The organism is Sphingomonas sanguinis (genome assembly GCF_019297835.1).
Lineage (GTDB): Bacteria > Pseudomonadota > Alphaproteobacteria > Sphingomonadales > Sphingomonadaceae > Sphingomonas > Sphingomonas sanguinis_D.
In genome coordinates, this window is the sequence record NZ_CP079203.1 from 196,489 (window position 1) to 210,078 (window position 13,590).

Consider the following 13,590-nt stretch of genomic DNA (forward strand, 5'->3'; position numbering starts at 1 on the left):
AAGCGCAGGGTGCGACCGATCGACTACCGCGTCGCGAATGATTGGACACCGAAACATATCCTCGATCCAACCACGCGGTTGCTTGCGGATGAGCGCTTCGGTATCCCGTCAGCGGTGACGATGAACCAACCTGACGCTCGGCAGGAGCTTGTCAAAGCACTGGTCGCGACCGGGCGCGAGGATCGTGCCGCATTCCGCCAACTTTATGCCCTCACGTCCGCGAAGCTTTTCGGCATCTGCCTTCGTATATGTCGCGAGCGACACGCGGCGGAGGACGTTCTGCAAGAGGTCTACGCTATCATCTGGCGGCGGGCCGGTGCCTATGAGCCGGGGCAGACCAGTCCGTTCGCCTGGCTGGCCACGATAGCCCGCAACCGCGCCATCGATTATCACCGGGCCCTGGGTCGGCGCCCGACTGCGCCACTGGACAATGTCGCGGAGCCCGCCGCTCCGGACCGTCTGGCACTGGAAAGCATGTTGTTGGACGAGGAGGAGCGCAAACTTCACGGCTGCATGGATCGCCTCAGCGAAACGCAGCGCGACGCCATTCGAACGGCGTTTTTCGAAGGGATCACCTATGCCGGGCTCGCCGATGTCCGCGGGGTCCCGACGAGCACCATGAAGAGCCGGATCCGGCGCGGTCTCGAACGGCTCAAGGAGTGTCTCGACGATGACATCTGACGAGACCGATCTGACCGCCGCCGAACTGGCGCTTGGCGTCCTCGATGGCGACGAGCGGAGCGCTGCGATGCGCCGTATGCTGGACGATCCGGCCTTTGCGCGCGACGTCGCCCGGTGGAGACGGCATCTGGCGGCCCTGTATGTCGAGGTCGAGCCGGTCGCGCCAAGCACCGATCTGGAACGCAGGATCCTGGCGGTCGGCGACAACGACAATCACCGTACCGCTCCTTGGCGAGCGATTGCCGGTATGGCCAGTCTGGCGGCCGCGATCCTGCTGACGGTCGTAGTAACCCGTCCCGACACGCCAGCCGTTGCACCGCGTGCCATCAAGCCCGCTCGCTTGCTCTTCGCCGTCCTCACGCCCGAGCGGGCCGCGCCGATCACGGCCTTCTTCGATCCTGCCACCCGCACGTTGAAGCTGCGCGACGCGCCGTCCGTGAAGAGCGGGCAGGATGCACAGCTATGGGCGATCGGGGGCGACGGGGTTCCTCACGCCGCAGGTCTGCTCCGTCATGGCGGCGGGGCTCCCCTGAAGATCGCTCCGCAGGTCGCGGTCATACCCGGTACCACATTGGCGATTTCCATCGAGCCGCTAGGGGGATCGCCCAAGTCGACACCGACGGGGCCGGTGGTGGCTGCGGGTAAGCTTGCCGAAATTTAAGGGGCCGCGCCGCGTCGCTGCGTCCAACGGGCTGTTGGCGACGTAATCCGAAAGCCGCGCTCCATGCGGCTGGAGAGATCTGATGACCCTGATGATCCGTGGTGCGATGATGGCTGTCGCGCTCACCGTCGGCGCTGCTGCCGGTGCTGCCCCGCGCAACCCGATGGTGGGCGGGGCGGCGATGTACCCCACGAAGACGATCGTGGAGAACGCCTCGCAGTCGAAGGACCATACCACCCTGGTCGCCGCGGTGAAGGCGGCCGGGCTTGTCGACACGCTTTCCGGCCCGGGCCCGTTCACCGTGTTCGCGCCGACCAATGCGGCGTTCGCAAAACTGCCCGCTGGCACCGTCGACACCCTGGTACAGCCCGAGAACAAGGATAAGTTGACGTCGATCCTCACCTATCATGTCATACCCGGCCGGATTACCGCCAGGGATATTGCCGCCAAGGCAAAGGCGAATGGCGGGACGGCGACCTACACCACCGTTCAGGGCGAACCGATCATGTTCAAAAAGGCGATGGGCGGTTGGGCCATCATGGACGGCAAGGGCGATACCGGCCGCATCACCACCGCCGATGTCATGCAGTCGAATGGCGTCGTGCATGTTATCGATACGGTGATGATGCCATAAACGACGGCGGATCATGACATGGGATGGGGCGGCAGGTGGTCGTCCCACCCACGCGACGGAGGGGCATTCTGTCGCGCGAACTCGGAGGCGCGAATAAGCTCTCGTCGCTTATGGGCTCGAACGACGGCGCGGGTTAACGTGCTGGTCAAGCTCGCGCGCATGGGCCAACATTTTAACCGAAGGCCACTGGCGCCCGGAAGGAGACGATAAGTGCTGTTTCACACGATGATCGGTTCGAACGACATTGAACGATCGAAGCGCTTTTACGATACGGTGCTGGGCACGCTCGGCATCGGGGAGCCGATGCGGAACGTGGCCGATAGCGGCCACATCCGACTGATCTATCGGGGCGAGAGCGGAACCGCCTTCATCGTCACGCAGCCGATCAACGACGAACCGGCAACCGTTTCGAACGGCGGCACGGTCGCCTTCCAGTGCGACTCGCCCGAGCAGGTCAAAAAATTCCACGACGTCGCCGTGGCGGCCGGGGGTACGTCGATCGAAGCGCCGCCCGGTCCGCGTCATACGGCATCCATGGGAACGATCGAACTGGCCTATGTTCGCGATCCGGACGGCAACAAGCTTTGCGGCATTCATTTTCCAGGGTGACCCAATAGGGCATTGGGCTTGCCACGAAGGTCGGCGGCAAGCCCTTGTCCCAGCAGATTTTCCCTTTGGTAAGGCAAGGAAACCGACATGACACACGGAAACATGCCCGATGTTTTCTAACCGATATTCCAATTTGCAGCGCGTGGGATTTGCTCGGCTGGTCGACGACCATATTCACATCGAGTCGAGCATATCGGCCCTGCTGGACGATCTGAAGGAGGACGCCGCATCCCCCCACGACATCGCCGTCCAGCTCGATGCCCTGGCCATCGTCATCCGCAAGCACCTGCGTGAAGAGTCCGATGTCATCCAGCACACTCGCCTGGAGATATTACCCGATACATGGCGAGAGACCTGGGTCGAGGGTGAGGCCGCTCTTCTGCAGCTGAAGGTCGATTGGAGTGGTTTCGTGGACCACTGGACCGAAAGCCGTATTTCCAACGATATGCCGGGGTTTTCTTATGCCGCGAATGCGATCCTTTCGCGATTGAGCGATCGCGTCAAAACAGAAACCCAATGCTTTTATAAAACGGCCTTGTCGGCAGGCAGTATCGAATACTGATCCCGATGTCCTTGAATAGGGCGTCGATGTCTTGATCATCGATTATGCACACTTGCTCTACCCGCAGCTTTAACCGGGTCGACCACCATCAGCCGGGACGCTGTTGATGACGGAGCCGTGGCGCTATGACGCTCACTGATCGCGACCGGTCATGGTGGCTGTCCGCCCATGAGCATCGTAGCCAAGAGTTTTTGCGTCGATTACATTTTGAAGCAAGATATCCGGCTTCATAGCTCCGCAAAAAATTGAAACATAGAGCAAAACATAGCAGAATGCTCTAAGCTCAATTTTGTTCCGCTAGTTGAAATAAGGCGTATAAACCTACGTTTCATCGGCGCGCATAGTTGTTCGGTCAGATATACTTTTCCTTAACAAAGCGCGGTATATGGAGCGGGCGGTCATCAGGCATGACTGTGACTTGCTTTGCGATAAAGTCATGTCGGTGAAACGATAAAAATGTGTCGTTACGGATAATAGGCGTATTGCAAAATGCCTGTAGTTGCATTTTGCATTTATTATCGGGAGGCAATTCATGCGCTTTTTTGATAACCTTACAATGGTAAGAAAACTTACCCTGTGTCTGGGAATTATCCTGGCGCTGACCCTGGTGACGAATTTCGTCATATATACCAAAAAAAATCAGGTTCGTGAGACGACCAATATCAACGAGCATACATACAAGGTCATCATGGCCTCGAACAAACTCGTCGAAGCGATGGTCAATCAGGAAACGGGGCTGCGCGGCTATCTGTTGACCGCCAACCGAGATTTCCTGGCCCCCTATGTCCAGGGGGCCTCGGACTTCGACCGCGCCATGAAAGAAGCGCGTCAACTGACCAGCGACAATCCCGAACAACAGAGCCGCCTGACCGACGTCGGTGCACTGGCCCAGCGCTGGCGCGATGAAGTGGCGCAACCCAATGTCGCGTTGATGGCCGCTCCCGCGACGCAAGCGGATGCGCGGGCCAGTGCCGCTAAGGGGCTCGGCAAGGCGCTGATGGATCGGCTCCGGGCGCAGGCGGGGGCCGTGATCTCCACGGAAAACCAGCTCCTGGCCCGGCGACAGGCATCGCAGGTCGCAGCATTTGCGACGATTTCCCAAGCCATCTTCGGCGGGATGCTGCTCAGCCTGGTGCTGGCCGTCGCCATTCTGATCCTGCTGGTCCGGCAGATCGCCCGGCCGGTGAACGCGGTCACCAGCGGCCTGACGGCACTGGCAAGCGGCGATATGGCGGTGACGGCGATCGACGATGATCGTCGTGACGAAGTCGGGCAGCTGGCGTCCGCGCTCAATAATCTGCGCGGGCAATTGCTGGCGGCGGACGAGGCCAAGAAGGCGCAGACCGGCCTGATCGTCAACAGCGTTGGCGCGGCCCTGTCCAAATTGGCCGAGGGCGATCTGGCGTCGCGCCTGGACAGCGATCTCGATGGTCCCTTCGCCGCGATCAAGACCGACTTCAATCGCGCGGCAGACGCCCTTGAGAACGCCATGTCCCAGGTATCGGTATCGACCGGCGGCATCATCAATGGCGCGGCGGATATCCGGCAGGCTTCCGACGATCTTTCGCAGCGGACCGAGCAGCAGGCGGCGAGCCTGGAGGAAACGGCTGCGGCGATGGATGAGATCACGACCACGGTTCGCAAGACGGCCGAACAGGCAGGGCTGGCGCGGCAGATGGTCGGGCAAGCCAAGGAGGAGGTCCAGCATTCGGGCCGGATCATGGAGGATGCCGTCGCCGCGATGAACGGGATTGAGCGCGCTTCGACCGAAATCTCCGACATTATTTCAGTCATCGACGGCATCGCCTTCCAGACCAATCTGCTCGCCTTGAACGCCGGGGTCGAGGCGGCCCGTGCGGGCGATGCCGGGAAGGGCTTTGCCGTCGTCGCCTCCGAGGTTCGCGCCTTGGCTCAGCGGTCCGCCGACGCGGCGAAGGACGTCAAGGAGCGGATTTCCATGTCCGCCGAGCAAGTCGATGCAGGTGTCGGCCTGGTCAACGAAACCGGCAAGGCGCTGGCGCGCATCGTGGCGCGTATCACCGAGATCAATCAGCTTATCAACGATATCGCCGTCTCGGCCGAGAACCAGAGCAGCGGGCTTCAACAGGTCAATATCGCCGTCAGCCAGATGGACATGGTCACGCAACAGAACGCCGCCATGGTCGAGGAAGCGACGGCCGCTGCCCGGAGCCTGGCAGGGGAGGCCGACGAACTCTCCCGTCAAATGTCGCGCTTCGCGATCGCTCATACGGGAGGGCGGAGTGCCGGCAATGTCTCCAGCCTGGACGATCACCGCTATCGTCGAGCCGCCATCGGCTAACGTCCGTCCTCTGCGGGGTGAGGTGCCGAACGGGAAGGCCATATCGGCCTTCCCGTTCCCCTCGTTATTCCGAAGCGTGAGGTAGCGCGGTATCGAGGTCCACATTCGGCTCTGTCGACAAAACGCATGACCACGCGGCCGCTCGACGGGCTGGGGCGCAAAGGTTGATCCAGACATATGACAGCCAGACTGACCCTCGATATTTCTCGTTGATCGGTCGGCAGTTAGCGCCCGATTGGTGATGGGCAAATCTGGATCTACCGAGACGTCTGACGTGAACGAACAGCAAATCCCGGCGGCGCTCCGAGGGGCGGACCGATTCGAGCGGCTGGTCAATTCGATCAGGGATTATGCCATCTATCTTCTGGATCGCGAAGGTCATGTCGTGAGCTGGAATGCCGGAGCCGAGCGGTTCAAGGGATACACCGCCCAAGAGATCATCGGACAGCATTTTTCACGCTTCTATACCGACGATGATCGCGCCGCCGGCCTGCCGACGCGTGCGCTGCGGATCGCGGCGGCGGAGGGCGTTTTCGAGGCAGAGGGGTGGCGGCTGCGCAAGGACGGCACGCGCTTCTGGACAAGCGTGGTGATCGATCCGGTGCGCGACGACCAGGGGACGCTGATCGGTTTCGCGAAGGTCACGCGCGACATTACGGACAAGCGTGAGGCCCAGCAGGCATTGCTGGAAAGCGAGCAGCGGTTCAGCCTGCTGGTGCAGGGCATAAAAGACTATGCCATCTACATGCTCGACCCCGTCGGCTTCGTCACCAACTGGAATCGCGGTGCGCAGGCGATCAAGGGATATCGGGCCGACGAGATCATCGGCACGCATTTCTCGACCTTCTACACCGAGGAGGATCGGCAGAGCGGCGAGCCGACGCGCGCCCTGCAGGTAGCGATCGAGCGAGGCAAGTATGAGGTCGAGGCGTGGCGGGTACGCAAGGGCGGCGCGCGGTTTCGCGCCGGTGTGCTGATCGCGCCCATCGTCGACGGCCGAGGTACGCTGATCGGCTTTGCAAAGATCACACGCGACCTGACCGAGCGCTGGCAGGCGCAGCAGGATGTCGAGCGTGCGCGCGAGGCGATGGCGCAGGCGCAGAAGATGGAGGCGGTCGGTCGGCTGACGGGCGGTGTCGCGCATGATTTCAACAATCTGCTCACGATCATCCGCTCGTCCGCCGACTTGCTGCGCGTCCCGACGCTGTCGCCCGAAAAGCGCGACCGCTATGTCGAAGCGATCGCAGAGACTGCCGATCGTGCTGCGGCCCTGACCTCGCAACTGCTTGCCTTTTCACGTCGGCAGCCGCTGCGCCCTGAGGTGTTCGACGTCAGCGCGTGCGTTTTGGAGATGCGTCCGCTGATCGAGACGAGCGTCGGCTCCTCGATCGTCATCGCGATAGAGGGGAGTGAGGCCGCGATCGTCAACGCGGATCGCAATCAGTTCGAAACCGCGTTGCTGAACCTCGTCATCAACGCCCGCGATGCGATGCCCGCGGGCGGTACGCTGACGCTGGCCAGTGCGACCGTCGACGGCTTGCCCGCATTGCGCGGCCACGGCCCGGCGAGCGGCCGCTTCGTAGCGTTACGTGTCGCAGACAATGGCAGCGGCATCGCACCGGACACGATGAAGAATATCTTCGAGCCGTTCTTCACCACCAAACCCATGAACAAGGGCACCGGCCTGGGGCTTAGTCAGGTGCACGGTTTCGCCAAACAGTCCGGGGGCGACGTCGACGTCGAGAGCCAAGTCGGTATCGGGACGGCCTTCACGCTTTACCTACCCTTCGCGGCAGGCATGCAGCCGGTGCACCCCGTGTCCGACATTCCGAAGCACGCCGCGGTCACTCGGCGCATCCTGCTCGTCGAGGACAATGAGGCCGTCGGTCAGTTCGCGCGGAGCCTGTTCGAGGAACTGGGGCAGATCGTCACCTGGGTGCAGAGCGGAGAGGACGCCCTGGCGCTGCTCGAGCGGGCGCACGAAAAGATCGATCTCGTCTTCAGCGACGTCATCATGCCCGGCATCAACGGCCTGGACCTTGCCCGCCGCATCCGTGATCGCTGGCCAGCGATGCCCGTCATCCTCACTACCGGGTATAGCGATGCGCTGGCAGAGCATCAGAACCATGGCTTTCCCTTGCTGCGCAAACCCTATTCGGTCAGCGGCCTGACGGCGTTCATCAGCTGCGCTGAAGTGTGATGGGCTCGGCATGTTCGGAACGGCGATTGAGGGGATGTGCGGGGCCGGATGACCGCGCGTCTCCTTGCCGCTGGCGAATAGAGCGATCGCTATATCCGGCCGTTCCTGCATGACCAACGTAGCTCGACCAGCAAGCGACGCTGGAACACTGGTTCGATCCGCAAGATCTGAGCTTTGTCGGAACGCCACGATCAGACTGATCGAAATTAGTCCGTGACGGCTTGATTTGCGATAGCCGTCATTTTTGCTACGTCATGGCCAAGGATGCGCCAGGGGGCTGTCCGCATCCGGGTATCCGAATGAACCGTTCGCAGCCTACCAGTTTCTTCGATCGGATCGTCATCTGGTCACTTCAACTTCAGCTCGCGCCAGCGACGCAATATCTGCTGACGGCGACCGCGGTCCTCGTGGTGGGGTTGGCGCGCATCCTTTTCGTCCCCGCGACGCTGCCCTGGCTGCTCTTTATTCCAGTGACGATGGCCATCACCTTGGTGATGGGGAAGGGGCCAGGCTTGTTCGCCGCGGTGCTATCCATAGCGACCGGCGTCATGTCGTTGGGCTCGCTTGCCCACCCCACCTGGATACCGCGAGAGCAATGGGTGGCGGCGTCCCTGTTCTTTCTCGTCATCGTCGCCCTCGTCATGCTGGCCGCCGAACTCAGGGAGTCGTTACGGCGAGCGCGGCGGCTGAATGAGGAACTGGTCGAGAGCGAACGGCTAGCGGTCGAGCGGCAGGCCTTTCTGTCCAGCGTTCTTTCAAGCTCGACGGATTGCATCAAGGTGCTCGACCTCGACGGCAAGCTGACTTTCATGAGCGACGGTGGTCAGCGAGTGATGGAGATCAGCGACTTCAACGACGTTGCCGGGTGCCCCTGGCCGGATTTTTGGCAGGATACCGGCAACGCGGACGCCAAGGCTTCGATCGTATCGGCTTGCAGGGGTGAAGCATCCAGTTTCATCGGAAAAGCGGACACCTATCGCGGGACGCCAAAATGGTGGCACGTCGCGGTCAGTCCTATTTCCGGGCCGGATGGCAGCCCTGATCGTATCCTCTCCGTATCCCGCGACATCACGGACCTGCGCGCCAGTGAGGAAGAGCGCGACCGTTTCGTGCGGTTGGCCGAAAACAGCACCGACTTCATCAGCATGGCACGTCTGGACGGCGGCGTCTTCTATCTGAACGACGCGGCAAAGCGGCTCGTCGGCCTGGAGGAGGCCAATATCGATCGCCTTGCCATTGCCGACTTCTTCCCGGCCGAACAGGTCGAGACGGTTGCGGATAAGGTGCTCCCAGCGGTCGAGCGGGATGGGCATTGGGCAGGCGAACTGGACTTCCGGCATTTTCGCACCGGGGAGCTCATCCCGGTCCTCTACACCGTCTTTCCGATAACCGACGCGACCGGCGCCCTGATCGGCTACGGCACGGTCACACGCGACTTTCGCGAACGCCGTCGGGCTGAAGACGATATGCGCCTGATGAATGGCGAACTGGCGCACCGTCTCAAGAACGTGCTTGCCGTCGTCCAGTCGATAACCGCGCAGACGTTGCGCGGCATCCCCGAGGCGGCGGCGGCAAGCCAGACGCTGTCCGCACGCCTGGTGGCACTTGGCGCTGCGACCGATTTGCTGACCGGAAGTTCCTGGCGTTCGGCCGATCTGCGCGAGATCGCGATCCAGGCTCTGTCACCGCATGGCCGGATCGACGAGCGGATCTTGCTGTCCGGCCCTTCCGTGACGCTGAAGTCGGAGCTGACGGTCGCTTTCGCGCTGGCGCTCCATGAATTGGCGACCAACGCGGCGAAATATGGTGCGTTGTCGAACGACGTCGGCACGGTGACGCTGGATTGGTCGATAGACGGAGAAGGGGAGGATGCATCGCTGGCCGTGCGTTGGCAGGAATTGGGAGGGCCAGCGGTCACGCCACCCGAACGCAAAGGCTTTGGTTCGGTCCTGATAGAGCGATCCATGCGTTCCTATTTCAGTGGCAAGGCCGCGACGGACTATCGGCCTGAGGGATTGGTGTTTGAACTGGAAGCGCGGCTCGCCGACGCTGCTATCGTGACCGGGAATTAAGCGTGGGTCAGAGTATGCCGATCGGCAGCAAAACAATCCTGATCGTGGAGGACGAAGCCTTGGTCAGGTTCGACCTAATCGACTTCTTCGCCCATGCCGGGTGGCGGGTCTTCGACGCGGAGAATGCCGACGAAGCCATCCGCCTTCTTGATGCGCACGACGAAATTCGCGTCGTCCTGACCGATGTACAAATGCCGGGGTCAATGGATGGCGTGAAACTCGCACATTATGTTCGCGAGCGCTTCCCCCCGGCGGTCTTGTTCGTCGTATCCGGTAACGTTCCGATCCCGAAAAGCGAATTGCCTGCGCGAGCGACGTTTCTGCCCAAACCTTTCGATCCTCACCGTCTTTTGCGCCAGATCGAGGAGGTGGCGCAGGCGTGACTTCTTCAAAAGCCATGGGCGCCGTGACAGTCGTTCGCTAAGCGGGAATCGCAGGCTCGATCACGCCCCGCCGCTTACGTCTCTGATGGCACCGACCTTCGGCTGACAACCGTGTATTTCCGGCGCCAGCGTCACGGCTTTGGCGAGGTGGGTGGGGTCGGGGCCGCGTCGCCCGCCTTGCGCAGCGCATCGATCTCGGCGGCGGTCTTGAAGTCGAGAAGCTCGATCTGGAATACGAGGTCCGCATTGGCGGGGATCGGTCCGGAGGCTTGCGCCCCATAGCCGAGCGCCGGGGGGATGCAGAGCCGCATGATGCCGCCCCGGCCGACCATCTGCAGCCCTTCCGAAAATCCGGGGACGACGCCGTTCACCGGCATCGGCGTCTGCATGGCCTGGTCGATGACTGCGCCTGTCGTCTTCAGATAGCCGATATAGTTGACGAGCACCATCGCGTCCGCAGGGGGCTTGGGTCCGCTCGCCGCACGCAGCACCGTATAGCCCAGGCCGGACGGGGTCTGCATGGCGCAAGACCGCTGCGATGCGGGCACGATGGGCGTCAGTGGCATGGGAATGATGCCGGCATCCGGCGCTGCCTTCGGGGCGGGGGCTTTTGCCACCTTTCCGATCTGCGCCGCCAGCGGGGCTGAGGCGCCTGCCACCGTCGCGGAAAGCAGAAGGGCGATGGACAGCCGATGAAGGGCGGGGGGAATGGACATCATGGCCGCACTCGTAATCGGCCTCGGCCCGGTAGATCAAGCCGCGCCGGTGCGGGAGCGGCCTAGGGCCTCACTTGACGGAGTGCCCGCATCAGCGACGCGTCCAGTGCGGAGAGGAAACGCGAGCGATCCTCCTTTCCGAACGGAGGTGGTCCGCCGACGCGATCGCCCCCCGCGCGCAGGTCGGCCATGATGGCCCGCACCGCGACGGCGTTTCCGATCGAGCTGGTGGTGAACGGCTTGCCATTAGGGGCGATCACGGCCGCGCCCAGCTTGAGGCAGCGATCGGCCAACAGGATGTCGGCGGTGATGATGATCGCCATGGCGTCGGTGCGCTCGACGATCCAGTCATCCGCCGCATCGAAGCCGTCGCCGACTACCATGCGCGTAATCAACGGATGCTGTGGAACGCGGAGCGGCGCGTTGCTGACCACCGTCACCGGAACGTCCAGGCGGTAGGCGACGCGATAGATTTCGTCCTTCACCGGACAGGCGTCGGCGTCGACGAGGATATAGGGCCGGTTTTCCACGGCGCGGCCATGCCATGGTTGCGGATCGGAGCGCAATGTTGCGTTCCCCCCTGGACCGGTCGCGCTGGACTTTGCCCTCGCCGTGCCAGCTATCTGTCGCTGGCTTCCTGTTCTTCGGGGGTTGCGCTGCGATGGCCGTAGCTGAGTACGCTGGTGATCCGCCACGCACCGTTCCGCTTCGCCCAGACCATCACGAATTTCGCGATACCCTCGCAACGTCCGGTCGCCAGCTCGCAGAACCGGTGCTCGCCTTCCTCTATCGCTCCATAGTCCTTGATCGGATAGACGCGGAGCGTGGCCGGGATCAGTTCTCGCCTGACCTTGCCGCAGATATATTTGCGAACGCCGTCCACCATGGCATCCCGCCCGAACGTCGCTCCGCCGGTGTCGTGATAGAAGGAAAGCCCTGGGTCGAAATAGTCGGAGAAGGTCGGCAGATCGCAGCGATTATAGGCGTCGAACACCTTTGCATCGAGCGCACCGATCTCCTGGGCCAAGCCGTCGGTCGGCGTTGCTACCGATGACGCGACAAGCGATGCGGTGAGGGCGATGGCGGTCATCATGCTCATGCTCCTGTCGATTTCCTGACGTACCGTTGGGGTTCGGCCTCGATCACGAAAAGTTCTTCAACTCGGGCCACAGCATTTCCAGCCTGGGCGTCAGCCCTTCGCAAAACGCGATCACCTTGCCGTTCTCATTCGCCATCGCATAGCGCGACCAGGTGGTGTCGAGCAGCGTCGCCGAGCGGCAATAGGGGCGCAGTCCGGCCATGTCGCCCTGCACCGACAGGATGTTAGTCGGCCGGTGTCCCCGCAGGCCCCAGAGATAATATTGATTGTGGCCGCTAACCACGGGAAGACGGCCTTGGCCATACAGATCGAGCGCCGCGGCTTCCCCGTAATTCTCGACCTTGATGACGGTTGAGGCACGTTGCGCGGCCGGGATGCGGTTCCATGCGGCCTCCACCTGTCGCACGAAATCGCGCCAGCCCAGCTGGTCCGCCATGACCTGGGGCAGGGCGGTGCCCTTGAAGCTGCGTTCCTGCTGCTGCGGCGCGACGCCCAGATGACGCATATAGTCGATGAGGGCGGGTGGCGACAGGATCGGCAAGGCCAGCGGGGCGACCAAGGCGGAAAAGGCCAAAGCCGCCGTGCCTGCGATCCCGATGGCGATTCTGCCGATCGCGCCGTTCAGGCCCGATGCTATCGTGATCGCGCCGATCGTGAAGAATGTCGGGTAGAGCGGAGCGAGGTAATAATCCTTGCCGTGACCCAGCCGTACGATGACGACGACCACGATCGCGGCGATGACCAGAAAGCGCAGGTCGTGCAGGCGGCGAACGAAAAACGGCGCGATCAGCCCCGTGATCCACAAGGGCGCGAGGACGGGGTTCATGACCATGAGCTGGTTGATCAGGAAGGGCAGCGCCGGAATGTCCGCATTCTTTCCCTTCGCGGCGGCGCCCAGTTCCAGAAACGGAAAGCCATGGACATATTGCCAGAGAAACGACGGCAGCGCGATCGCCGCCGCCAGGGCCACGCCCATCCATAAGGCGGGCCGGAGGAAGAGACGCCGCTGCGGCGTGCAGAGCAGGCCGACGCCCAGTCCCACGATCCAGAAGACCATCGCATATTTGATCTGCAGGGCGAGCCCCGCGACAATTCCGGCCACGATCAGGGCGCGGTCGTTTCCCTGCCGATCGGCGCGCACGAACAGACAGGCGATGGCGCTCCAGGCCAGCGGCTCGAACGCGGATGTATTCAGTGTCGCCGCCATCCCCATGAACATGGGCGCGATGGCGCAGGCGAGACCGGTCAGCGCTTCGCCGGATCGCCCGCCCCCCAGCTGTCGGGCAAAGCGCATCGCGAGCCAGACCAGTGCGCCTGCCGCAAGCGCCGCTGGAATGCGCAGGCCCCAGGCCCCAAGACCGAGCTTGTAAAGCAAGGCGGCCATGATCGGCACGCCCGGAGGCTGATCGACATAACCGAAGGCGGGATGCTGGCCGCAGACGATGAAGTACAGCTCGTCGCGGAACAGGTCGTATCGTCCACCCAGCGCAAGATGGAAAATCGCAACCAGGGCCGCAGCGGCGAGCGCTGTCGTCTCCGGTTTCGACCGCGATGTCCCCATCCGCTGATATTCCAAGCCTGCCTGCCCATATGTTTGAGTGTATTAACTGGCTAACGCAGCAAAGCCCGGAGTTCAATAGGGGGCGGACCGCA

At 62.4% G+C, this 13,590-nt stretch carries 13 protein-coding genes; 9 read left to right on the forward strand and 4 right to left on the reverse strand.

Annotated features, from left to right (window positions below):
• Window positions 1–9 precede the first annotated feature (9 nt).
• The 9 genes from KV697_RS00855 (at window position 10) to KV697_RS00895 (ending at window position 10,122) form a co-directional block, all read left to right on the forward strand.
• Window positions 10–681 carry a sigma-70 family RNA polymerase sigma factor gene (locus KV697_RS00855; protein ID WP_257575494.1) on the forward strand — a complete coding sequence of 224 codons (672 nt, stop codon included), beginning with the start codon at window positions 10–12 and terminating at the stop codon, window positions 679–681.
• Window positions 671–1,342: an anti-sigma factor gene (locus tag KV697_RS00860; RefSeq protein ID WP_219019714.1), complete on the forward strand. Its 672-nt coding sequence runs from the start codon at window positions 671–673 to the stop codon at window positions 1,340–1,342. Before KV697_RS00855 ends, KV697_RS00860 begins: the two co-directional genes overlap by 11 nt.
• Window positions 1,343–1,424: 82 nt before the next feature.
• Entirely contained in the window at window positions 1,425–1,976 is a 552-nt protein-coding gene (locus tag KV697_RS00865; RefSeq protein WP_219019648.1) for a fasciclin domain-containing protein, read from the forward strand.
• Window positions 1,977–2,201: 225 nt separating this feature from the next.
• On the forward strand, window positions 2,202–2,585 hold the full coding sequence (locus KV697_RS00870; protein ID WP_219021150.1) for a VOC family protein: 384 nt from the start codon (window positions 2,202–2,204) through the stop codon (window positions 2,583–2,585).
• Window positions 2,586–2,694: 109 nt separating this feature from the next.
• Window positions 2,695–3,147: a hypothetical protein gene (locus KV697_RS00875; protein ID WP_219019715.1), complete on the forward strand. Its 453-nt coding sequence runs from the start codon at window positions 2,695–2,697 to the stop codon at window positions 3,145–3,147.
• 532 nt (window positions 3,148–3,679) lie between these two features.
• The gene (locus KV697_RS00880) at window positions 3,680–5,467 is read left to right on the forward strand and encodes a methyl-accepting chemotaxis protein (protein ID WP_219019716.1); all 1,788 of its coding nucleotides are present in this window, start codon (window positions 3,680–3,682) and stop codon (window positions 5,465–5,467) included.
• A 274-nt stretch (window positions 5,468–5,741) separates the two neighbouring features.
• The gene (locus KV697_RS00885) at window positions 5,742–7,667 is read left to right on the forward strand and encodes a hybrid sensor histidine kinase/response regulator (protein WP_257575495.1); all 1,926 of its coding nucleotides are present in this window, start codon (window positions 5,742–5,744) and stop codon (window positions 7,665–7,667) included.
• 299 nt (window positions 7,668–7,966) lie between these two features.
• Window positions 7,967–9,739 (forward strand): HWE histidine kinase domain-containing protein, encoded by a 1,773-nt coding sequence (locus tag KV697_RS00890; RefSeq protein ID WP_257575496.1) that lies wholly within the window; start codon window positions 7,967–7,969, stop codon window positions 9,737–9,739.
• 14 nt (window positions 9,740–9,753) lie between these two features.
• Entirely contained in the window at window positions 9,754–10,122 is a 369-nt protein-coding gene (locus tag KV697_RS00895) for a response regulator (RefSeq protein ID WP_257575497.1), read from the forward strand.
• 131 nt (window positions 10,123–10,253) lie between these two features.
• Here KV697_RS00895 and KV697_RS00900 read toward each other — a convergent pair whose 3' ends face one another.
• The 4 genes from KV697_RS00900 to KV697_RS00915 all read right to left on the reverse strand — a co-directional run bounded on the left by KV697_RS00900 (window position 10,254) and on the right by KV697_RS00915 (window position 13,498).
• Window positions 10,254–10,841, reverse strand: coding sequence for an FKBP-type peptidyl-prolyl cis-trans isomerase (locus tag KV697_RS00900; RefSeq protein ID WP_257575498.1), 588 nt, complete (start codon window positions 10,839–10,841; stop codon window positions 10,254–10,256).
• Window positions 10,842–10,900: 59 nt separating this feature from the next.
• Window positions 10,901–11,368, reverse strand: coding sequence for a YaiI/YqxD family protein (locus KV697_RS00905; protein WP_219019719.1), 468 nt, complete (start codon window positions 11,366–11,368; stop codon window positions 10,901–10,903).
• Window positions 11,369–11,457: 89 nt separating this feature from the next.
• Complete coding sequence (locus tag KV697_RS00910) at window positions 11,458–11,931, reverse strand: nuclear transport factor 2 family protein (protein WP_219019720.1); 474 nt, start codon at window positions 11,929–11,931, stop codon at window positions 11,458–11,460.
• Between the two features lie 49 nt (window positions 11,932–11,980).
• Window positions 11,981–13,498 (reverse strand): ArnT family glycosyltransferase, encoded by a 1,518-nt coding sequence (locus tag KV697_RS00915; RefSeq protein WP_219019721.1) that lies wholly within the window; start codon window positions 13,496–13,498, stop codon window positions 11,981–11,983.
• Window positions 13,499–13,590: the final 92 nt, after the last annotated feature.